This is a genomic window from Streptomyces sp. KMM 9044, from assembly GCF_024701375.2.
Taxonomy (GTDB): domain Bacteria; phylum Actinomycetota; class Actinomycetes; order Streptomycetales; family Streptomycetaceae; genus Streptomyces.
The window spans coordinates 854,981-876,017 of sequence record NZ_CP113910.1; the positions used below are offsets into that span (position 1 = coordinate 854,981).

The following is a 21,037-nucleotide window of genomic DNA, read 5'->3' on the forward strand; positions in this document are numbered from 1 at the left end:
TCACATGAGTGAGCGTCAGGGCGCGCCGCGGGCGCGAAGGGAACGGGACCGGCCGTGGCTCATGCGGACCTACGCCGGCCACTCCACGGCAGAGGCGTCGAACGAGCTGTACCGGCGCAATCTCGCCAAGGGCCAGACCGGCCTGTCGGTGGCGTTCGACCTGCCCACGCAGACCGGCTACGACCCCGACCACGTCCTCGCCCGCGGTGAGGTCGGCCGGGTCGGGGTGCCGGTCTCGCACATCGGCGACATGCGCAGGCTGTTCCAGGAGATCCCCCTGGAACAGACGAACACCTCGATGACGATCAACGCCACTGCCATGTGGCTGCTGGCGCTCTACCAGGTCGTCGCCGAGGAGCAGGGCGCGGACATCACCCGGCTCCAGGGGACGACCCAGAACGACATCGTCAAGGAGTACCTCTCGCGCGGCACGCACGTGTTCCCGCCGGGGCCGAGCCTGCGCCTGACGACGGACATGATCGCGTACACGGTCTCCCACATGCCGAAGTGGAACCCGATCAACATCTGCAGTTACCACCTGCAGGAGGCGGGCGCCACGCCGGTCCAGGAGATCGCGTACGCGATGTCCACGGCGGTCTCGGTGCTCGACGCGGTCCGCGACAGCGGCCAGGTGCCGCCGGAGCGCATGGGCGACGTCGTCGGCCGTATCTCGTTCTTCGTGAACGCGGGCGTCCGCTTCGTCGAGGAGATGTGCAAGATGCGCGCCTTCGGCCGGATCTGGGACCGCGTCACGCGCGAGCGGTACGGCATCGAGGACCCCAGGCACCGACGCTTCCGCTACGGCGTCCAGGTCAACTCCCTCGGCCTGACCGAGGCGCAGCCGGAGAACAACGTCCAGCGGATCGTGCTGGAGATGCTGGCCGTGACCCTCTCCAAGGACGCCCGTGCGCGTGCCGTACAGCTGCCGGCCTGGAACGAGGCGCTGGGCCTGCCCCGCCCCTGGGACCAGCAGTGGTCGCTGCGCATCCAGCAGGTGCTCGCCTACGAGAGCGACCTGCTGGAGTACGGGGACCTCTTCGAGGGCTCCAAGGTGGTCGAGGCGAAGGTGGAGGAGCTGGTCGAGGCGTCGCTGGCCGAGATGGGGCGGATCGAGGAGATGGGCGGCGCGATGGCCGCCGTCGAATCCGGCTATCTGAAGTCCCAGCTGGTCTCCTCGCACGCCGCACGCCGGGCCCGGATCGAATCGGGCGAGGAGAAGATCATCGGTGTCAACTCCTTCGAGGGCACCGAGCCCAACCCGCTGACCGCCGACCTCGACACCGCGATCCACACGGTCGACCCGGCGGTCGAGGCCCGGGTCGTGGCGGCACTGCGGAACTGGCGCGACACGCGCTACCAGCCGCCGTTCAACCACCCGCGCCCCTGCAAGGCGCTGGAGGCGCTGAAGGAGGCCGCGAAGGGCGACGGCAACCTGATGGAGGCGACCCTGGAGTGCGCCCGCGCGGGGGCCACCACCGGCGAGTGGGCCGGCGCCCTGCGCGAGGTGTTCGGCGAGTACCGCGCCCCGACCGGGGTGTCCTCCGCGCCGGTCGCCGTCCCCGTCGCGGAGGGCTCGGCGCTCGCCGACGTCCGCCGCACGGTGGAGGTGACAGCGCGTGACCTCGGCGTCGGCAAGCTCCGCTTCCTGGTCGGCAAGCCGGGCCTGGACGGCCACTCCAACGGCGCCGAGCAGATCGCGGTGCGGGCCCGCGACGCCGGGTTCGAGGTGGTCTACCAGGGCATCCGGCTCACGCCGGAGCAGATCGTGGACGCCGCCCTCGCGGAGGACGTGCACGCGGTGGGCCTGTCCATCCTCTCCGGTTCCCACGCCCAGCTGGTGCCGGACGTGCTGGGGCGGCTGCGCGAGGCCGGTGCGGCCGACATTCCGGTGATCGCGGGCGGGATCATCCCGAACGCCGACGCCGAGCAGCTCAGGGCCGCCGGAGTGGCCGCCGTCTTCACCCCGAAGGACTTCGACATCACCGGGATCATCGGCCGTATCGTCGACGAGATCCGCACCGCGAACAAGCTCGACCCCCTGGAGGTCCCCGCATGACGACTCCCTCGCCCCAGGTCAACCGGCTTCGCCCCCGGCGCTCCTGTCTGGCGGTGCCGGGCTCGAACCCGCGTTTCCTGGAGAAGGCCCAGGGACTCCCGGCGGACCAGGTCTTCCTCGACCTGGAGGACGCCTGTGCCCCGCTCGCCAAACCCGAGGCGCGGCACACCGTCGTCACGTTCCTCAACGAGGGCGACTGGACCGGCAAGACGCGCGTGGTCCGGGTCAACGACTGGACGACCGAGTGGACGTACCGCGACGTCGTGACCGTCGTCGAGGGCGCCGGCCCGAACCTCGACTGCATCATGCTGCCGAAGGTCCAGGACACCCGGCAGGTCGTCGCCCTGGACCTCCTCCTGACCCAGATCGAGAAGACCATGGGCTTCGAGGTCGGCCGCATCGGCATCGAGGCGCAGATCGAGAACGCCCAGGGCCTGAACAACGTCAACGAGATCGCGCAGGCCTCCCCGCGCGTCGAGACGATCATCTTCGGCCCGGCCGACTTCATGGCGTCGATCAACATGAAGTCGCTGGTCGTGGGCGAGCAGCCGCCAGGCTACCCGGCGGACGCCTACCACTACATCCTGATGAAGATCCTGATGGCCGCCCGCGCCAACAACCTCCAGGCGATCGACGGCCCCTACCTGCAGATCCGCAACGTCGACGGCTACCGCGCGGTCGCGCAGCGGGCCGCGGCCCTCGGCTTCGACGGCAAGTGGGTGCTGCACCCGGGGCAGGTCGAGGCGTCCAACGAGATTTTCTCGCCCTCCCAGGAGGACTACGACCACGCCGAGCTGATCCTGGACGCGTACGACTACTACACGTCCGAGGCGGGCGGCAGGAAGGGCTCCGCGATGCTCGGCGACGAGATGATCGACGAGGCCAGCCGCAAGATGGCCCTGGTCGTCTCCGGCAAGGGCCGCGCCGCCGGCATGCGGCGCACCAGCACGTTCGAGATCCCGGAGGCCTGAGCGGCATGCAGTTCGGACGCACCTACGAGGAGTTCGAGGTCGGCGCGGTCTACAAGCACTGGCCCGGGAAGACGGTCACGGAGTACGACGACCACCTCTTCTGCCTCCTCACCATGAACCACCACCCCCTTCACCTGGACACGAACTATGCGGAGAGGACGACGGACTTCGGCAAGAACGTCGTCGTGGGCAACTACATCTACTCGCTGCTGCTCGGCATGTCGGTGCCGGACGTCTCCGGGAAGGCGATCGCCAACCTGGAGATCGAGTCGCTGAAGCACGTGGCGCCGACCTTCCACGGCGACACGGTCTACGGCGAGACGACCGTGCTCGGCAAGTGGCCGTCCAGGTCGAAGAGCGACCGTGGCATCGTGCACGTCGAGACCAGGGGGTACAAGCAGGACGGCACCCTGGTGTGCGTGTTCCGCCGCAAGGTGATGGTGCCGACCCAGACGTACATCGAGGAGCGTGGCGGCGAGCAGCCCGGCCGCCCGCCCGTCTCCCACCACCGCCCTCAGACGACGCCCCTGCGGGGCGACACCCCTGGATCCGAACTCGAGCAGCAGGAGAAGTAAGAGATGAGCCGTCTCGCCCAGACCCACGGCCTCACGGACGTCCAGCGGGAGATCCTGTCCACCGTCCGGGACTTCGTGGACAAGGAGATCATCCCGGTCGCAACCGGCCTGGAGCACCGCGACGAATACCCGCAGCAGATCGTCGACGGCCTGAAGGAACTCGGCCTGTTCGGTCTGATGATCCCCGAGGAGTACGGGGGCCTGGGCGAGTCGCTCCTCACCTACGCCCTGTGCGTGGAGGAGATCGCGCGCGGCTGGATGTCGGTGTCCGGCATTATTAACACGCACTTCATCGTGGCGTACATGCTCAAGCAGCACGGTACGGACGAGCAGAAGGACCACTTCCTGCCGCGCATGGCGGCCGGCGACGTCCGGGGCGCGTTCTCCATGTCCGAGCCGGCTCTCGGCTCCGACGTGTCGGCGATCTCCTCGAAGGCGGTGAAGGACGGCGACGAGTACGTCCTGGACGGCCAGAAGATGTGGCTGACGAACGGCGGCACGTCGTCCCTGGTGGCCGTCCTGGTCCGAAGTGACGAGGGTCACCCCGAGGGTGCGGCGCCGCACAGGTCGATGACGACCTTCCTGGTGGAGAAGGAGCCCGGATTCGGCGAGGTCCGGCCCGGACTGACCATCCCGGGCAAGATCGACAAGATGGGCTACAAGGGCGTCGACACGACCGAGCTCATCATGGACGGCCTGCGCGTTCCGGCGGACCGCGTGCTCGGCGGGTCCACCGGCCGCGGTTTTTACCAAATGATGGACGGTGTCGAGGTCGGCCGGGTCAATGTGGCGGCACGCGGCTGCGGTGTCGCCCAGCGCGCCTTCGAGCTCGGCGTCCGGTACGCCCAGCAGCGGCACACCTTCGGCAAGCAGATCGCCCAGCACCAGGCCATTCAGTTCAAGCTTGCGGAGATGGCCACCAAGGTGGAGGCGGCGCATGCGATGATGGTGAACGCCGCACGCAAAAAGGACTCCGGAGAACGAAACGACCTTGAAGCAGGGATGGCCAAGTACCTCGCATCCGAGTACTGCAAGGAGGTCGTGGAGGACGCCTTCCGGATCCACGGCGGCTACGGCTTTTCCAAGGAGTACGAGATCGAGCGTCTCTACCGGGAGGCGCCGATGCTGCTGATCGGCGAGGGCACCGCCGAGATCCAGAAAATGATCATCGGCCGCAGACTACTCGAAGAGTATCGATTCCAGGGCTGAATGTCCGGATACGGGGTGTTTTCGTGGGCTACAGGATCACACCCCGTCAGCACCCTCCGGCCATCGACTCGACTGGCTGGCTTACCCAGTTGTCGCCCGGAGCCGCTACGATCGCCGGAAGGCCGCCGTCCCCCCGTCCATGTGCGCGGCACTATCCGCTACGAAGGTCATCCATGCCCCACAGCCAAACCTCTGCATCTCGCGACAGCCTCGCCGGCGTGCGCCTCGCGCGCGGAGCATCGCCGTGGCTCCTGCCGACCGTCGCCACCGCAGCCGTCAGCCTGGTCCGCGCCCGCCGCTCGGGTGCGGCCAAGGCCGTAGCCGTCCCCGCCACCGCTCTCGCAGCAGGGATGCTGTGGTTCTTCCGCGACCCCGAGCGCGAGATCACCCGGGGCCGGGTCATCTCGCCCGCCGACGGTGTGGTGCAGAGCATCATGCCGTGGAAGGACGGCCGGACCCGCGTCGCGATCTTCATGAGCCCGCTCAATGTTCACGTCAACCGCGCCCCGCTGGCCGGCACGGTGACGTCGGTCGAGCACATCCCCGGTGGATTCGTTCCCGCCTTCAACAAGGAGAGCGAGAACAACGAGCGCGTCGTCTGGCACTTCGACACCGAGCTCGGTGACATCGAGATGATCCAGATCGCCGGCGCGGTCGCCCGCCGCATCGTGCCCTACCTGCCCGAGGGCACCAAGGTCGAGCAGGGCGAGCGGATCGGTCTCATCCGGTTCGGCTCCCGCGTCGACCTCTACCTGCCCGAGGGCGTGGAGATCGACGTCGAGGTGGGCCAGAAGACCGTGGCTGGGGTGACTCGCATTGACCGTGATTGATCCGGAGAAGACCAGTTCCGGCTGGGTGCCCGACACCACCGATGCGGACGACGAGGAGGAGATGCCCCTCTCTCTCCGCCTGTCGATAGCCGACACCCTCACCCTCGGCAACGCCACCTGCGGCTTCATGGCCGTGTACTTCACCACCACCGGCATCCTGATCCCGCACCTCACGGGCAGCCAGGAGACCGGGATGGCCCGGCACAGCGCGGCCACCGCCGTGATCCTCATGCTGTGCGCGGCGGTCTTCGACCTGTTCGACGGCCTGGTGGCCCGCAAGCTGCGGTCCTCCCCCATGGGCGCGGAGCTCGACAACCTCTCGGACCTGATCAGCTTCGGTCTGGCCCCGGCGTACTTCGTCCTCGTCTACGGCATGGTCGCGGACGACGCGCACCAGAAGGTGGCCGCGGTCGGGGCGATCGTGGTGCTGCTGGCGGTGGTGCTGAGGCTTGCGCGGTTCTCCTGCGTCACCGTCAAGGACGGCACCTTCCAGGGCATGCCGTCCCCGTTCGGCGCGCTGACCGTCGTCTCGATCGTGCTCCTGGAGCTGCCGTTCGTGGCGACGGTGCTGGCCGTGCTGGGCACCGCCTGGCTGATGGTGAGCCGGGTCGAGTACCCGAAGCCCCGGGGCCCTCTCGCGGTCGCGATGCTCTCCTGGATCGTGCTGGCCATGGGGCTGTTGGCGGCCTGGGCGTTCGACGCCCCGAGCGGACAGCTGCTCCTGCAGACCGGCTGCGCGCTGCAGCTGGTGCTGGGCGCGGTGATCCCGCTGTTCGCGACGGCTCGCCGGGTGAACAACTTCCGCGACAACCGGCGCGAGACACGGGCGGCGCAGCCGTAACGCCCGCCGCTCCGGGCCCCGGACCCTGTGGGGTCCGGGGCCCTTTGTCGTGCGGGCCGACTTTGCTGCTCAATTCGGGGGATGGTCACGCACCGCACCCCAGAGGGGCCGGCCGGGGCCGGACCGCCTCCTCGCGAGACCCGTTGCCTGCGCCCCGCCGACAGGCCGGCGTCCCTCTCCGTAATGGAGTAACAGAGTCCGGGCTCTGCCGAGGGCTCCGCCCCGGACCTTCGCCCGGCCCACCCCCGGCTCGGCGGGTCGGGAGAACAGCCTGCCGGCCCGGCCGCTCTGCCCGTGTTTTTCCCCTGGACCGGGGCCTGCTGCGAGAGGGGCGCGTGCCGCGCGACGCCCGGCAGGCACTCCCGCCGCACCGCCCGCAAGCCCGGGTGAACCACCCGCCCGGTACGAGGGCTTCCGGACGGCACGCCCAGAGCACGCCCCCCCGAGCTCCCGGCTTCGCTCGAGCAGGAGGGGAGGACCCCCATGACGCCGCGCGAACGCTCTGCGGACGACGACGCTCTTGCGCCACGGGCCGTAAGTCGGGGTCGGGGCACAGGCCCGGGGCCAGGAGGGGACAGGGCCCTCTGGTACGGCGCGGCCGGGCGGCCTCAGCTCAGGAGATCCCGGGCGATCCGCTCCGCGGTGCGTTCCAGGAGCGGGCCCGCCTGCGCGACGCACGTCGCCACCTCCGGCTCGAGATCGGTCAGCGCGTACGCCCGCCGGATCCCCGCCCTCTCCAGCGCCTCCGGCGGCAGCGTGAGCCGCCCGCACACCGCGACGACCTCCTTGCCTGCTTTGCGGGCCGCCGCGGCCACCCCCGCCGGGGCCTTGCCGTGCAGGGTCTGCTCGTCCAGCGAGCCCTCCCCGGTGATCACGAGGTCGGCACGCTCCACCGCGGGCGCGAAGCCGAGGACGTCCAGCATGACCTCGATACCGGGCCGGAACCGGGCTCCGAGGAGGAGCGCGCCGTACCCGATGCCGCCGGCCGCGCCGGCCCCCGGCGCGGCGGCGAGTTCCGTGGCCCTGGCCCCGGCCGGCTCCTCCAGCACCTTCACGAAGTGCGCGAGCGCCGCGTCCAGCCGCTGTACGTCCTCGGGGGAGGCGCCCTTCTGCGGGCCGTAGACCGCCGCGGCGCCCTTCGGGCCGGTCAGCGGGTTGTCGACATCGCTGGCGAGTACGAACCCGACCTCGCCGAGGCGCGGGTCCAGGCCCGACAGGTCCGCCGAGGCCAGTTCGGCGAGAGCTGCGCCGCCCGGCGTCACCGGCTCGCCGTCGGCCTTCAGGAAGCGGGCGCCCAGCGCGGCCAGCATGCCGCTGCCACCGTCCGTGCTGGCACTGCCTCCCACTCCGAACACCAGGGTGCGCGCGCCCGCGTCCAGCGCTGCCGTCAGCAGCTCCCCGGATCCGTACGTGGACGCCGTCAGCGGTGCGAGGACGCCGCCCGGCAGCCGCGCGAGTCCGCAGGCCTCCGCCATCTCCACCACGGCGGTGTCGCCGCGCAGCGCGAACGTCGCGGTGACCTCGTCGCCGAGAGGACCGGCGACCCGTACCTCCCGCCGTTCGAATCCGGCCGCGATCGCCGCGGCCACCGTGCCGTCGCCTCCGTCGGCGACGGGCAGCGCCTCGACCTCGAGGCCGGGTACCACCCCGCGCAGCCCGGCGGTCACCCGCTCGGCGACCTCCACGGCCGTCAGCGATCCCTTGAACTTGTCCGCGGCGACGAGCACCCGCCGCACCGACGCTTCGGACTGTGCCGTCCCTGCCGACCGCGCCGATCGGGTACCGCTCACTGCAGCCTCCGCCACTTCCGCCATCCCTTGCTCGCCGGGCCCGTACGCATACCGGGTCAGCCGCGCCACCACCGACCCTAGTCCTCGGCACCCCGGACCGTCATGCCCCTGCCCAGCCCGTGGACGGCGTCGAGCGCGGGATCCGCGGGTGCTGCCGTGCGCCCTGGCCCGCCGAGCTTCCAGCCACGGTGGGTGCCGTTCGCCGCCACCGCCCTTTCCCCATGACCGCCCCACAGGACACTCAGGACAGAACGGCCCGCACTGTCCTGCCTCCTGGATCCGGGGGTGCGTCGGGGAACAGCTCACGGACGTCGAAACGCCGCTTCACTCCGTGGCCCTGCAGGACGGCCGGCCCTGCCGACTCTGCTGCTCAATTCGGGGGAGGGTCACGCACCGCATCCGAGCGGGGCCGGCCGGGGCGCCGGACCGCCTCCCCGCGAGGCCCGTTGCCTGCGCCCCGTCGACAGGCCGGCGTCACTCTCCGCAATGGAGCGACAGAGTCCCTACCAAGTCCAAAACACCGGAGCTGCTCCCGACGCACCCGCGCCGGCACCGGCGCTCTCTGCCGAGCCGCCGCGGGGAGCGGGCGCCGCCCGACGGCACGACCGGGCCGGACGGGGGTACGACCTCCGACGACAGAAGGCGCGGGGCGGCCGAGGGACCGGGCTCGGCCGTGAGCTCGGACAGCTTCCCGTCACGGACCCGGGCAGCCGCCGATGATGGCGCGCCTGCATGACGGCGGAGCCTTCGACGTGGAAACCCTCACGTCGATCCGACTCCGAAGGTTCGAACTGCTGTCCTGCTGGATCGTATCGCGCAGCATGTCCGCCGATCACCCCTCCCCCCTGGGTCACCCCGCACCGGCTGCCCCTCCGCCCTCCCGGGTCACCCCGTGCCGACTGCCACGGACACCCTCCCCCGCCAGCTCGGGCAGCGTGGAGCCGAAGGAGGACACGGGGTGAACGGGGACAGTCCGCTCCTGGGTGCGGCAGGCCCGAAGCCGGCCGGACACCCCGCCGAACACGCTAAGGATCCAGGGGGACGCCTCCCGTGACGGACAACACAGCACCCCGCGGTAGGCGTCGTAGATCGATGTGTGAATAAATCAGCCACCTGGCTCGATTGTGATATCACTCCATCCTGCTGCACACGCCCACTCACTCCGGGCGAACACTGCCCGCGAAAGGTGCTTTCCCGTGAACGCCACGCTGACCGACTTCCACTACGGGGCGGTGACACCTGTCACCGCCTATCTGATGGCCTGCCTGGGATCTGCCCTCGGCCTGCGCTGCACCGTGCGGTCCATGCGCCGCGGGGCACAGCGCAAGCGGATCGGCTGGCTCAGCCTGGCGGCCGTGTCCATCGGCTGCGGCATCTGGACGATGCACTTCATCGCGATGATCGGCTTCAGCGTCAACGGCGCGGCCGTCGAGTACAACACCCGACTGACCCTGCTGAGCCTCGCGGTCGCGATCGTCGTCGTCGCCGTCGGTGTCTTCCTGGTCGGCTACCTCGGCGCCAGACCGACCGTCCTGGGCACTGCCGGTCTCGTCATGGGGCTGGGCGTGGCGGCCATGCACTACATCGGCATGGCCGCCATGGACATCAGCGGCACCATCCGCTACGAGACGTTCACCGTGCTGCTGTCCGTACTGGTCGCCGTGGTCGCGGCCACGGCGGCACTGTGGGCCGCGGTCTCCATCCAGGGGTTCTGGGCGAGCCTGGGTGCGAGTCTCGTGATGGGCATCGCCGTTACCGGCATGCATTACACGGGGATGGCTGCCGTCAGCGTGCACATCGATCACGCCGGAACGTCCCCCCCGTCCTCGGTCACCATCATGTCCTTCCTCCTGGCCATGATCGCCGGCCCGGTGACGGTCCTCGTCCTGGCCGCGGTGATCGTCATGTTCGACCCCGAGCTGATGCTCGGAAACGACGAGGTTTCCCCCGAGCCGCGCCCCGCGGTGGGCGGTGCGTTCACCGCCGGGCGGTCCTCTTCGCCCGTGCCCTACGGGCACCAGGGCCCGTGACGAGGCGCCGGGGAGCGGGGGATCGCTGGAACAAGGCCCCGGGCCCGTTCGAACCCCGGCCGTCGCTGCTCGCACTGCAGGCCGCCCCCGTGTCTGGTGAGGCCGCTGCTCACGCCGACGACCCGGTGGCGGAGGGGACGACGATGCCGGTCGGGTTGCGGCCGTTGGCCGGTCCGACCGCCCTGGGCACCTTCCGGACTGCAGAGGTTCTCGGCGAGTTCGCCGTAGGTGTGGGTCTCGCCGGGATGCCCGTCAGCAGGTCCCAGACGCGGCGCTGGAACGGGGTGCCGTGCGGGCTCAGTTTCCGGGTGCGCTCCTTCAGCGCGACCGCGAAGTAGACCTCCGGTGGTTCCTCGGCCTCTCGGCAAAGGCCCCCGCGCCGTCGGCGCGGTCGCCGAAGCTCTCCTCCGCGGGGCGGTGGCGATGGCCGGTCATGTAGAGGCCGCACAGGTCGCCGCCGTCGGCGACGGGCGTCAGCCGACCGTATGAGCTGTCGATCACGGTGCACTGCTTCATGCGTCCTCATCTCGGCAGGATGTTGATCGGATGGCTGTCCGCCGCCCAGAGGTACTGCACCGCATACGCCCGCCAGGGCCGCCAGGCCGCCGCGTACGCGGTGAGCGCGGCGGCGGGGGTGGAGGGCAGGCCGAGTTCCCGGGCGGCGCGGCGGATGCCGAGGTCGGTGGGGAGGAAGGCGTCGGGGTCACCGAGGGCGCGCATGGCGATGACGTCGGCGGTCCAGGGCCCAAGGCCCGGGAGGGCGAGGAGTTCCGCACGGATCTCGGACCAGTCGCTCCCGGCGCCCAGGCGTAGACTGCCGTCCACGAGTGCGTGCACCAGGGTGGCGAAGGTGGCACGGCGGGCGCGGGGCAGGGCCAGGGACCCGGGGTCCAGGTCCGCGAGTGCCCCGGGGGACGGGAAGAGATGGGTCAGTCCGCCCTCCGGGTCCGGGTCGTCCACCGGTTCGCCGTACGCGGTGACCAGGCGGGCCGCGTGGGTGCGGGCAGCCGCGGTGGAGACCTGCTGTCCGAGCACGGCCCGGACGGCGAACTCCGCCTCGTCGACCGTACGCGGGACCCGGCGTCCGGGTGCTTTGTCCACGAGGGGTGCGAGAACCGGGTCGGTGCGCAGCCGGGCGTCGACGGCCATCGGGTCGGCGTCCAGGTCGAGGAGGCGACGGCAGCGGCTGATGGCGACGGTGAGGTCGCGCGGGTCGGTGAGGACGAGGCGGCAGGCGATGTGGTCGGGCCGCGGGGCCAGGGCCACGAAGCCGTGCCCGTGCGGCAGCCGCAGGGTGCGCCGGTAGGCGCCGTCCCGCCACTCCTCCACACCGGGTACGGCGGTGGCGGCGAGGTGGCCGAAGAGGTTGTCGGGGGTGAGCGGGGCCCGGAACGGCAGGCGCAGCGACAGGGCGGCAGGGGTGCCGGGGGCCGGGGCAGGGCCGGGCGTCCGCTTCGGCGCGCGGGCGCGCAGGTCGCTCGGGGCGAGGGCGAAGACCTCGCGCACGGTGTCGTTGAAGGTGCGGACGGAGGAGAAGCCCGCGGCGAAGGCGATCTCCGCCATCGGCAGGGTCGTCGTCTCGATGAGCAGTCGCGCCGTCTGCGCGCGCTGGGCCCGCGCGAGGGCGAGAGGGCCGGCGCCCAGCTCGGCGAGCAGTTGGCGTTCGACCTGCCGGGTGCTGTAGCCGAGCCGGGCGGCGAGCCCGGGCACGCCCTCCCGGTCCACGGTCCCGTCGGCGATCAGCCGCATGGCGCGGGCCACGGCGTCGGCCCGCTGGTTCCACTCCGGTGAGCCGGGGCTGGTGTCGGGACGGCACCGCTTGCAGGCCCGGAACCCCGCCTGCTGGCAGGCCGCCGCGCTCGGGTGGAAGACCATGTTCTCGGGCTTGGGCGGTACCACCGGGCAGCTGGGCCTGCAGTAGATGCCGGTGGTCAGGACCGCGGTGAAGAACCAGCCGTCGAACCGCGCGTCCTTGGACCGGACGGCGCGGAGGCAGCGTTCGGTGTCGGTGTGCATCCCCTTCTGCATGGGTCCAGCATCGGGCACGGGCCGGGCCCGGTCTCGCGGGAATCCGACATGAACCTCAGCCGGCCTGCGCCACCCCGGTTCGCCATGCCGACTCGCGCAGCAACCGCAGCCCGTTGAGGCCGACCAGGACGGTCGAGCCCTCGTGGCCGGCGACGCCGAGCGGGAGCGGAAGGTGACCGATCAGGTCCCACAGGACCAGGACGGTGATGGCCGTGCCGGCGATGACGAGGTTCTGCACGACCGTACGCGCTGCACGACCACCATGTCGCCGAACTGCTGGACCAGGCCGTGTACCACGTGGAGCATCTGCGGCTCGGGATCATCGACGCGGCCGAGTGACCGCGCCGGTCCCGTGGGCGCTGCTCGCTGCTCGCCGCGTACTGCCCGGGCCGGGCGCGCAGCCCTCTCTAGTCGGTGAACTCCGCCGCCGTGGGCCGGCGTGAGAGCGCCGTCGCCTCCTCCGGGTCGGTCAGCGGTCGCAGCCGGTAGGTGTAGGCGTAGTCGCGGTCCGCGAGGAGCTTGTACTCGTCGTGGGTGTGGGCGCCCCAGCTGTCGTCGCCGCCCACGCCCATCTGCCGGTGGTTCAACCGCAGCACGACCGCGTCGCGCGGGGTGAGCTGGTAGTCGTGCCGCACCCCGGCCGACAGGTCCTCCGGGGTGAAGTGCGAGGCGTTGACCTCGAGCAGCGGTTCGCCGCTGACGAGCAGGCCGCGTCCGTCGCGTCCGGTCAGGGCGGCCCAGCGCACGTCGGTCCTGTTGCCGTTCTCCTGCGGGCGCAGATACGGCGTCCACTGTCCGGCGACGGTGCCGGAGTACAGCCCGACATCGGTGCCGTCGGCGCGGTCCCAGTGGTTCTCCTCGGGACCGCGTCCGTAGTAGCGCAGGCGGTCCAGGCCCCGGGGCAGGAACAGCAGGGTGCCGACCTCCGGGAGGTACGGCAGGTCCGGCGCGCCGGGGTGCAGGGTGTTGCCGACCTTGATCTCGCCGTTGCCGAAGACGGTGTACGTGGTGGTGTAAGCGGACGCGGCGGCGGTGGACCCGGCGGCGGTGGGCAGGGTGCCGGTGACGGTGATCTCGACGGCCCGGTCCCGCAGGGCCCGCACCCGCACGTCCGTCACCCGGCGCCGGGCTCCGGCGTCGCGCCAGGTCTGGTTGCGGGTGTGCTGGCCGTTGCCCCGGTCGTTGTCGGTGGGCGCCCGCCAGAAGTTCGGCAGGGGACCGGAGTCGATCAGGCGCATACCGCCGGCCTCGTACGAGGTGATGACGCCTCCGCGCTTGTCCACCGTGACGGAGAAGCCCCTGCCCCGGACCGTGACGGCCCGGTCGCCGTCCTCGTGGTGCAGCGTCGGGACGCGTTCCAGTGGCACGGGGGGCACGGGCGGACTGCCCGCGTCGACGGGGAGCTGCTGCGCGGCCACCTCGAAGCCGGCGTCGGCCCACGGGCTGCGTTCCCTGGTGGTGAAGGACAGGCGCAGGAAGTACTCGGCGCCCGGAGCCGGGTTCCGCGGCAGCCGTACGGGCAGCGCGATGTCCTTGCCCGACAAGGGCGGAACGTCGAGCTGACCGCGGGTGAGCCTTCCCCGCTGTACGGCCCTCCCGTCGGCAATGAGGGACCAACTGCCTTCGAATTCAAGGAGGTTGGTGAACAGGTATTCGTTGGTGAGGGTGACGCGCCCCGAGGCGGGTGCGCCGCCGGAGCCGGACGCGGGCGTGACGTGTACGGCCTGGTGGATCCGCTTGACCTCGGCGGCCTTTCCGGTGTGGCCGCGGTCGGCGGTGACGATGCCGTCCCCGGCGAAGGCGCCGTCGTTGGGGTTGTCGCCCCAGTCGCCTCCGTAGGCGAGGAAGTCCTTGCCCCAGGGCCGCAGTTCGGTGCGCTCGGCGTCGGCCGCGTCGAACCAGAACCGCACCCCGTCGTCACCGGGACCGCGGCTTTCGGAGGCCAGTTCGGTGGCGCCGAGGGCACGCGCGTACACCCGGGCGCGCCGGATGGTGCCGCTGAACTCCCTGGTGGGGTTGTCGGCATCGGTGGCGAGGGAGAGCGGCGCGGTGTTGACGTCGGGGCCGCGGGAGGTGGTCCGGGCGGCCCGTCGCACGCCGTCGGCATACAGGGTCAGCGTGCCCGCCTCCGCGTCGTAGACCCCGGCGATGTGGTGCTCGCGTCCGGTCCAGTCTTCCGGGACCGCCCAGGTGGCGGTGATCCACCGGCCTCCGCCGTGGACGAAGAACTCCAGGTTCCCGCCGTTCTGCTTGAGGGCGTACTGGGTGTCGCCCTTGACGAGGACCGGCTGGTGATAGCCCGTCACTTTCGGGGTGATCCACGCTTCCAGGGTCAACGAGCCGGTGAGGTCCAGGCGTTCGTCGCGGGCGAAGACGGTGCCGCCGAAGATGCCGCGGTCACGGAAGAAGGACCCACTGGGGTTGACGATCTCGCCGCGCAGCCCGGCCGGGCCCGATTCGGTGAGCCCGATGCGCGGCGGGGCGGGGTGGCGCAGCGCCTGGTCGGCGAAGTCCCAGATCCAGCCGCCCTGGAGCACGTCGTGCCGGCGAACGACGTCCCAGTACTTCTTGAAGTTGCCGTTGGAGTTCCCCATCCCGTGCGAGTACTCGATCATCACGTACGGCCGGGGGTCGGCGGTGTCCCCGGCCCGCTGCTCGACGCGGGCCGGGCTCTCGTACATCCTCGAGCGGATGTCGCTGATGCCGGGACGGTCGTCGCCCTCGTACTGGATGACGCGGGTGGGGTCGCAGGAGCGGATCCAGTCGTGCATGGCGCTGAAGGTGGTGCCGCCGCCCGCCTCGTTGCCGAGGGACCAGATGACCACCGAGGGATGGTTCTTGTCGCGGTGCACCATGTTCTGCGCGCGGGCGACGCACGCCTCGGTCCAGTCGGGGTGGTTTCCGGGGTACTCGCCGCGGATGCCGTGGGTCTCGAGGTTGGTCTCGCCCACGAGGTACAGGCCGTACTCGTCGGCGAGTTCGAGCCAGAGCGGGTTGTTGGGGTAGTGGGAGGTGCGGACGGTGTTCATGTTGAGCCGCTTGACGATCCCGATGTCCTCGGCCATGTCCGCGCGGGTGAGGGACATGCCGCGGTCGGGGTGCATCTCGTGGCGGTTGGTGCCGCGGAAGGAGACGGGTCTGCCGTTGATCCGCATCAGGCCGTCCGTGAGGGCGAACTCGCGCAGCCCGACCCGGTGCGAGAGCGTCTCGGTCACCGTGCCGGAGGGGTCCCGCAGCCGCAGCACCGCCGTGTAGAGGTACGGGTGTTCGGCCGACCAGAGCCGCGGTTCGGGCACGTTTCCGGACGCCTGCACCGTGACGTCCTCGCCGGCCGGTACGGAGCCCGTGTCGGCGGTCGACGCCAGGGGCCGCGGCCAGACGGCGTGGCCCCTGGCGTCGTAGAGCTGGGTCTCCACGGTGTACCGGCCCGCGCCCTTCCCGCCCGAGTAGTCCCGCACCTGGGCGGTGACGTGGAGGGCGGCGGCCGTGTGGCCGTCGTCGAGCGGGGTGTTGAGCGTGAAGTCGCGCAGGTGGACGGCCGGGGTGGAGTACAGGTGGACCGAGCGGAAGATGCCGCTCAGCCGGATCATGTCCTGATCCTCCAGCCAGTCCCCGTCGGAGTACCGGTAGACCTCCACGGCGATCCGGTTGGTGCCGGGCTTCAGGTGCTCGGTGATGTCGTACTCGGCCGGGGTGCAGGAGTCCTCGTGGTAACCGACGAGCGTGCCGTTGATCCACACGTAGTGGGCGGACTTGACCCCTTCGAAGTGCAGGAAGGTGCGCCGCCCCGTGCCCGTCCAGTCGCGGGGCACGGTGAAGGTGCGCCGGTACTGGCCGACGGGGTTGAAGCGGGTCGGGGCAGCGGGCGGCCGTGCCTCCTCACCGAGCCCGTTGGCCCCCCACCAGGGATACGTGATGTTGACGTATACCGGCGCGTCGTAGCCGTGCAGCTGCCAGCAGGAGGGGACGGGGAGCGTGTCCCAGGAGCTGTCGTCGAGGTCGGTGCGGTGGAAGTCGGGGTCGCGGTCCTCGGGGCGGTCGACGTGCGCGAACCGCCAGGTGCCGTCGAGGCTCAGCCGGTACGGAGAGCGGGTGCGGTCGGCGTCGAGGGCCTGTTCGAGATCCGCGTACGGCATGAGTGTGGTGTGTGGGGGCTCGGTGCCGAGCCGGAAGACGGCGATGTTGCCGTTCCACTCCGTCCCGTCGGCTGTGACCGGGTCCGCGGCAGGGCCACCGCCCGGCGCGTCGCCGGCCGCGGCACCGCGTCCGGCGGCGTACGCGCCGGTGGACGGCGTGGACAGGGCGAACGCGCCGAGGAGGGCGACGCCCCCTTCCAGCAGCCGGCGGCGGCTGACGGGCGGCCGTCCGGGATGGGCGAACCGGTCGCTGGGAGACACGTGGGGGTGCGGCATGACCGTGGCCTTCCTCGGTTCGACAGCGCACCTCCGCACGAGCACGGATGCGCGGACACGGACACGGACGGGGACCGGGGCCGGGGGAACGTCAGGGCCGACCCTCAACGCAACGTGCCGGAGGATGCGTTGCTGTCGGGACGGGTCACAACGGGTGATGTCGGAGGCGACGCGGGCGAACTCTGAGCCAGGCACACCCTAGGACTCGAACACAACCGAAGCAATGATTCTGTCGAGGTCTGTGCGACTTTGATGGTTCGATGGCCGGATTCCCGTCGCGCCTCCGTGACCAGCGGGCACGGAGCGCGGCTGCCGTCCGGGGAAGGCCTGCGGGGCGGGCCACGGCCGCGTGGGCCCGCCCCGTGACCACGGTGCGGAGCTCCATCCGGCCGGAGCCGAGCGGGTCGGCTCCGTCAGACAGGGCACGGAGCCAGGTCCTCCCACTGCGCAGGCGTCTCCGCCCGTGCTCGGGCGAGCAGAGCGGCCGGGTCGGGATCCGCCTGCAGGAACCGCAGTACCAGCATCCACCACTGGTCGAGCCGCTCCCTCCAGTTCCGCCCGCCCGGCATCTCGTCGGTCAGGGTGCAGAGCCCGAAGAACGCGCACACGAGCGTCACGGCCGCGGCCGACGGCTCGACCCCCTCCGCGAGTTCGCCTCTGGTGCGGGCCTGTGCGAGAAGCCGGGTGGCGGCCACCGACCAGGCGTCGAACGGCGTGGGTACGTCGGCCTCGATGGTGCGGCGTTCCGCCCACAGCCGTGCACCGGCACGCGCGACGACGTCCTCGCTGAGGGACTGCGCGACCCGGAAACTGAGGCCGACCAGCTTCTCCAGCGGAGGGACGCCGGGCCTGGCGTATACGGCATCGAGCTGCGGCCAGGTGGCGAACTGCTCGCGGACCACGGCCAGTGCCAGCTTCTCCTTGCTGGAGTAATGGAAATAGATCGCCCCGCTGGTTCTTCCCGAGTGATCGCTTATGTCGTTGACACTCGTTCCCGCATATCCCCGCTCGACGAATAGACGTGCTGCCGACTCCAACAGCACTTTGCGGGTCGCACGCGCCCTGTCCTGCACTCCAGTTCCACCTTCGTTCAAACGCACCAACGCTACGACGGGAAAATTCGGGCACCCCTTATTGAGGCACATGCGCAGCGCGCGAAGATCTTATTATTCCTCGGCCATGCGTGGGAACGGACGGCAACGCACCCGGGGTTCGCTCCGTCGAACAGAATCGTTTCAGCCGAGCGCGGCAACCTCACCCCGACCGACGCCACGGTGCGCCGGAAACAGCTCTCACCAGGCATGTCGACCGCCCCCCAAGCGTTCCGACTTCTTTCTCCACCTCGAACGCGAGAGACCAACGGCCCCCGGCCGGGACATTCTCATGCACTCGAATTGGTGATTGCGGAAATCACAGAAGCGAAATTAACGTAACGACCACGATGTTTTTGGGGCTCACCCGAGAACGATGACCCGCGTCCGTCGCAGCGCGCTCCATCACGCTCGCACGACCGCGGCAGCCGTACGGCATCCCCACCACCACTCCTGTCCGCGAGTGGATCAGTCGCATCCCGACACGCACCTGCGCCCCGGCATCGAACCGGTCGGCGCGGCCTTGGAGAACGGCAGTTGCATGACAGTTCACCGCATCCTTTCCTGGTCCCCCGCCGCCATCGTCTTCGACTGCGACGGCACCCTGATGGACACGGAACAACACTGGCAGGAGGCCCGGAGCAGCACCTTCCGGGCGTTCAGCCTCAAACCGCCGGCCGGGTTCGCCGACCGGGCGAAGGGCATGCACTACACCGAGTGCGGCGCGCTCATGGCCGAGGAGGCCGGGAAACCGGACCTCGTGGAGGACCTGACCGGCACACTCCTCGACACCTTCACCACACTCGTCGACCAGGACCCTGTCACCATGCCGGGCGCCGCCGCCCTGGTCCGGCTGGCCGCCCGCCACCTCCCCCTCGCCGTGGCGAGCAACTGCCCCCGCGAAGTGGTCGAGTCGTGCCTGGACCGGGCCGGACTTCTCGACTGCTTCGGCCACGTCGTGGTCGCCGGCGAGAACGTACGGCCGAAGCCACAGCCCGACGTCTACCAGGTGGCCGCCCGTCTCTGCGGCGTGCCGCCCGAGGAGGCGCTGGCTGTGGAGGACTCGTTGACCGGCATGGAGTCCGCCCGCCGGGCGGGACTGCGCGTTCTCGGCATCGGGCCGTGCCCGCCGGGGCCCGAGGCGAAGAAGGCCGACCTGTGGGTCGCGAGCCTCGCCGACAGGGAACTGCTGTCGTGGGCCCACAGCCGGATCGGCGTGTAGAGGGCACCGGCCCGGGCGGGGGGACGTTCAGCCGGTGGAGAGATGAGGCGCCAGGGTGTGCACGGTCGCCGCGGCGGAGGCGAAGAACAGGGCGACGCCCACCGCTCCGGGGTCCGGGATGCCCGTCGCCCGGTCGCCCAGGTAGCTCGCCCGGCCCCTGCGCGCCGTCAGGAACGCGGTGTCCCGCACCCCCTGCCATGCGCCGTCCGCTGCCGCGGCCAGAGCCGCCGCGGGCGGAGTGCCCTCCGCCGCCCGCAACGCGGCGGCGGCCGGGGTCAGCGCATCGACCAGTGTCTTGTCCCCGGGCACGGCATCTCCCACACGGCGGATGGCGGCCAGGCCCTGGGCTGTGCCCTCGGCGAGCGCACCCGTGGTCAACCCGCCGCCGGGATCGGCGGCGGAATCGGCGGCGGCCCTGCTCAACGCCTGGAACAACAGACCGAACAGAGGGCCGCTGGTACCACCGATCTCGTCGAGGAAGGCGGTGGCCACGGCTCCCAGCTCCTTCGCGGAGTCGGCCGGACCTCCCGTCCGGTCGAGCAGCAGCCCGGCGGCCCGGACCCCCGCGGCGAGGTTGGTCCCGAAGTCGCCGTCCCCCACCTTCTGGTCCAGCTCGGTCAGCTCGGCCTCGGTGGCGTACACCGATTCGGCGAAGCGGTGCATCCAGTCACTGGTCTGCGTGGTGTCGAAAGCGGCGGTCGTCATGATGCCGTCCTCCTGCTCCTGTCACGGGCCGCCGGGAGCCGGACCCTTCGGCCACCGGTCACTCACCATCGCCACGCCGGGGTGTGGACCGGCGCATCGTAGAAGTCCAGCACCGTGCGGTCGGCGACCATGAGGGTCAGGGAGAAGCCCCGCATGTCGAGTGCCGTGACGTAGTCGCCGACGAGGTGCCGGGCGAGCCGGACCCGCCGGGCGTCCAGGACGCGGCCCAGCTCACCGAAGATCCCGTACAGCTCGAGCGACGTGACCGAGCCCAGGCCGTTGACCAGGGCGACGACCGGATCGTCGGGTCCGGGGCGCAGTGTGTCCAGCAGCACCCCCGCCATGTCCTCCACCAGCACGCCGACCTGTTTCTGGCTCCGGGTGCGGTCGGCGCGTTCGCCGTGGATACCGACGCCGTACTCCAGTTCGCCGGGCGGCAGCGCGAAGGCCGGCTCACCGGTGACCGGTGCGTGGTGAGCGGCGGAGGCGACGGCAAGCGTCCGGCATCGGCCTGCCACGGAGGTGCCGAGTTCCACCAGCGCGTCGAGCCCCATTCCGGTGTCCGCGGCGCCGCCCAGGACCTTCTCCACCAGAACCGTGGCGCCCGTGCCGCGGCGCCCGGCGGCGATGTCCTCGGAGTCGGAGGCGAGGTCGTCGTCGACGAGGACCCTCCCGCAGGCGATCCCCGCGTCGGCGAGCCGCTCGGCCGCGATACCGAAGTTGATCCGGTCGCCCGTGTAGTTCTTCACGAGGTGCAGCACGCCGTCCGGACCCGCCACCGCGCGGGAGGCCCGGAAGATCTGTCGGTTGTGCGGAGAGGCGAAGACCCTCCCGGGGCAGGCGGCATCGAGCATGCCCGCACCGACGTATCCGGCGTGCAGGGGTTCGTGTCCCGAACCTCCACCCGAGAGGAGCCCCACAGTCCGTGTCGGCGCGGGGTGCCGGGCGGTGACGTATCCGTCCGCGGGGTCGTGGTCCACGAGGTCCTGGTGAGCGCGGGCGAATCCGGCCAGCGCATCGGGGACGAGTTCACCGGTGCCGTTCTCGAAGTACCTGGTCATGTGCGGCACCCCTTCCGTCCCCGACGGCGGGGCCGGACGAGCCGGCCTCCGGACGAGACCTCCATGGTGTGGGTGACCGGACGTTTACGGCAACTCGCGCAGCGTACCGACCGGGAAAGCGGGCCCTGCGGCTCGGCCGATCGGGTCATGGAGGCCGCGCGTCGACCGGTTCTCCCACTCTCCCGGGCAGGGCGTCCCGGCGGGGGCGAAAGCGTT

Annotated in this window: 15 protein-coding genes and 3 pseudogenes; 9 read left to right on the top strand and 9 right to left on the bottom strand. The window is 71.0% G+C overall.

Translation table 11 applies throughout. From position 1 onward, the window contains the following. Positions 1-4 precede the first annotated feature (4 nt). From HUV60_RS03875 to pssA, 6 genes are all read left to right on the top strand, one after another. A complete protein-coding gene (locus HUV60_RS03875) occupies positions 5-2,056 on the top strand; it encodes a protein meaA (RefSeq protein ID WP_257852267.1) in 2,052 nt (683 codons plus the stop codon). Beyond that, on the top strand, positions 2,053-3,027 hold the full coding sequence (locus HUV60_RS03880; RefSeq protein ID WP_257852265.1) for an HpcH/HpaI aldolase/citrate lyase family protein: 975 nt from the start codon (positions 2,053-2,055) through the stop codon (positions 3,025-3,027). The genes HUV60_RS03875 and HUV60_RS03880 overlap by 4 nt, the downstream gene beginning before the upstream one ends. 5 nt (positions 3,028-3,032) lie before the next feature. Next, positions 3,033-3,602 (top strand): MaoC family dehydratase, encoded by a 570-nt coding sequence (locus HUV60_RS03885; protein WP_257852264.1) that lies wholly within the window; start codon positions 3,033-3,035, stop codon positions 3,600-3,602. A 3-nt stretch (positions 3,603-3,605) separates the two neighbouring features. Further along, on the top strand, positions 3,606-4,811 hold the full coding sequence (locus tag HUV60_RS03890) for an acyl-CoA dehydrogenase family protein (protein WP_257852263.1): 1,206 nt from the start codon (positions 3,606-3,608) through the stop codon (positions 4,809-4,811). A gap of 173 nt (positions 4,812-4,984) precedes the next feature. After that, positions 4,985-5,641: a phosphatidylserine decarboxylase gene (locus HUV60_RS03895; RefSeq protein ID WP_042164564.1), complete on the top strand. Its 657-nt coding sequence runs from the start codon at positions 4,985-4,987 to the stop codon at positions 5,639-5,641. A gap of 61 nt (positions 5,642-5,702) precedes the next feature. After that, positions 5,703-6,482 carry a CDP-diacylglycerol--serine O-phosphatidyltransferase gene (pssA, locus tag HUV60_RS03900; RefSeq protein ID WP_443047495.1) on the top strand — a complete coding sequence of 260 codons (780 nt, stop codon included), beginning with the start codon at positions 5,703-5,705 and terminating at the stop codon, positions 6,480-6,482. Positions 6,483-7,090: 608 nt separating this feature from the next. Here pssA and HUV60_RS03905 read toward each other — a convergent pair. Both HUV60_RS03905 and HUV60_RS03910 read right to left on the bottom strand, forming a co-directional pair. Beyond that, complete coding sequence (locus HUV60_RS03905; protein WP_443047212.1) at positions 7,091-8,287, bottom strand: glycerate kinase; 1,197 nt, start codon at positions 8,285-8,287, stop codon at positions 7,091-7,093. A 62-nt stretch (positions 8,288-8,349) separates the two neighbouring features. Then, entirely contained in the window at positions 8,350-8,481 is a 132-nt protein-coding gene (locus HUV60_RS03910; RefSeq protein WP_256082243.1) for a hypothetical protein, read from the bottom strand. Between the two features lie 987 nt (positions 8,482-9,468). On the opposite strand from HUV60_RS03910, the gene HUV60_RS03915 reads away from it, so the two are divergent. Continuing rightward, entirely contained in the window at positions 9,469-10,302 is an 834-nt protein-coding gene (locus HUV60_RS03915; protein ID WP_257852258.1) for an MHYT domain-containing protein, read from the top strand. Here the strand turns inward: HUV60_RS03915 and HUV60_RS33530 are convergent. The 3 genes and pseudogenes from HUV60_RS33530 to HUV60_RS03935 form a co-directional block, all read right to left on the bottom strand. Beyond that, positions 10,281-10,818 (bottom strand): annotated as a pseudogene (locus tag HUV60_RS33530) (methylated-DNA--[protein]-cysteine S-methyltransferase). The gene HUV60_RS03915 and the pseudogene HUV60_RS33530 sit on opposite strands and share 22 nt — an antisense overlap. A gap of 6 nt (positions 10,819-10,824) precedes the next feature. Beyond that, positions 10,825-12,330, bottom strand: a complete 1,506-nt coding sequence (locus HUV60_RS03930; RefSeq protein ID WP_269441119.1) for an AlkA N-terminal domain-containing protein — start codon at positions 12,328-12,330, stop codon at positions 10,825-10,827. Positions 12,331-12,385: 55 nt separating this feature from the next. Further along, positions 12,386-12,586 (bottom strand): annotated as a pseudogene (locus HUV60_RS03935) (heavy metal translocating P-type ATPase); the annotation flags it as partial. Here HUV60_RS03935 and HUV60_RS03940 point away from each other — a divergent pair. After that, positions 12,556-12,669 (top strand): annotated as a pseudogene (locus HUV60_RS03940) (transcriptional regulator); the annotation flags it as partial. The pseudogenes HUV60_RS03935 and HUV60_RS03940 overlap by 31 nt on opposite strands. 68 nt (positions 12,670-12,737) lie before the next feature. Here HUV60_RS03940 and HUV60_RS03945 read toward each other — a convergent pair. Together HUV60_RS03945 and HUV60_RS03950 are read right to left on the bottom strand one after the other, a co-directional pair. Further along, positions 12,738-16,742 (bottom strand): glycoside hydrolase family 2 TIM barrel-domain containing protein, encoded by a 4,005-nt coding sequence (locus tag HUV60_RS03945; protein WP_257852257.1) that lies wholly within the window; start codon positions 16,740-16,742, stop codon positions 12,738-12,740. 413 nt (positions 16,743-17,155) lie between these two features. After that, on the bottom strand, positions 17,156-17,815 hold the full coding sequence (locus tag HUV60_RS03950) for a ScbR family autoregulator-binding transcription factor (protein WP_257852256.1): 660 nt from the start codon (positions 17,813-17,815) through the stop codon (positions 17,156-17,158). A gap of 559 nt (positions 17,816-18,374) precedes the next feature. Here HUV60_RS03950 and HUV60_RS03955 point away from each other — a divergent pair. Beyond that, entirely contained in the window at positions 18,375-19,055 is a 681-nt protein-coding gene (locus HUV60_RS03955; protein WP_257853132.1) for an HAD family hydrolase, read from the top strand. A gap of 27 nt (positions 19,056-19,082) precedes the next feature. On the opposite strand, the gene dhaL is transcribed toward HUV60_RS03955, so the two are convergent. Both dhaL and HUV60_RS03965 read right to left on the bottom strand, forming a co-directional pair. After that, positions 19,083-19,760 carry a dihydroxyacetone kinase subunit DhaL gene (gene dhaL, locus HUV60_RS03960; RefSeq protein ID WP_257852255.1) on the bottom strand — a complete coding sequence of 226 codons (678 nt, stop codon included), beginning with the start codon at positions 19,758-19,760 and terminating at the stop codon, positions 19,083-19,085. Between the two features lie 62 nt (positions 19,761-19,822). Continuing rightward, a complete protein-coding gene (locus HUV60_RS03965) occupies positions 19,823-20,821 on the bottom strand; it encodes a dihydroxyacetone kinase subunit DhaK (protein WP_257852254.1) in 999 nt (332 codons plus the stop codon). Between the last annotated feature and the right edge of the window lie 216 nt (positions 20,822-21,037).

Excerpts from the sequence above, each read along its gene's own strand:
- HUV60_RS03875 (WP_257852267.1), top strand. The coding sequence starts at position 5 with ATGAGTGAGCGTCAGGGCGCGCCGCGGGCGCGAAGGGAACGGGACCGG.
- HUV60_RS03880 (WP_257852265.1), top strand. The coding sequence starts at position 2,053 with ATGACGACTCCCTCGCCCCAGGTCAACCGGCTTCGCCCCCGGCGCTCC.
- HUV60_RS03885 (WP_257852264.1), top strand. The coding sequence starts at position 3,033 with ATGCAGTTCGGACGCACCTACGAGGAGTTCGAGGTCGGCGCGGTCTAC.
- HUV60_RS03890 (WP_257852263.1), top strand. The coding sequence starts at position 3,606 with ATGAGCCGTCTCGCCCAGACCCACGGCCTCACGGACGTCCAGCGGGAG.
- HUV60_RS03895 (WP_042164564.1), top strand. The coding sequence starts at position 4,985 with ATGCCCCACAGCCAAACCTCTGCATCTCGCGACAGCCTCGCCGGCGTG.
- pssA (WP_443047495.1), top strand. The coding sequence starts at position 5,703 with ATGCCCCTCTCTCTCCGCCTGTCGATAGCCGACACCCTCACCCTCGGC.
- HUV60_RS03930 (WP_269441119.1), bottom strand. The coding sequence starts at position 12,330 with ATGCAGAAGGGGATGCACACCGACACCGAACGCTGCCTCCGCGCCGTC.
- HUV60_RS03945 (WP_257852257.1), bottom strand. The coding sequence starts at position 16,742 with ATGCCGCACCCCCACGTGTCTCCCAGCGACCGGTTCGCCCATCCCGGA.
- HUV60_RS03955 (WP_257853132.1), top strand. The coding sequence starts at position 18,375 with ATGACAGTTCACCGCATCCTTTCCTGGTCCCCCGCCGCCATCGTCTTC.
- dhaL (WP_257852255.1), bottom strand. The coding sequence starts at position 19,760 with ATGACGACCGCCGCTTTCGACACCACGCAGACCAGTGACTGGATGCAC.
- HUV60_RS03965 (WP_257852254.1), bottom strand. The coding sequence starts at position 20,821 with ATGACCAGGTACTTCGAGAACGGCACCGGTGAACTCGTCCCCGATGCG.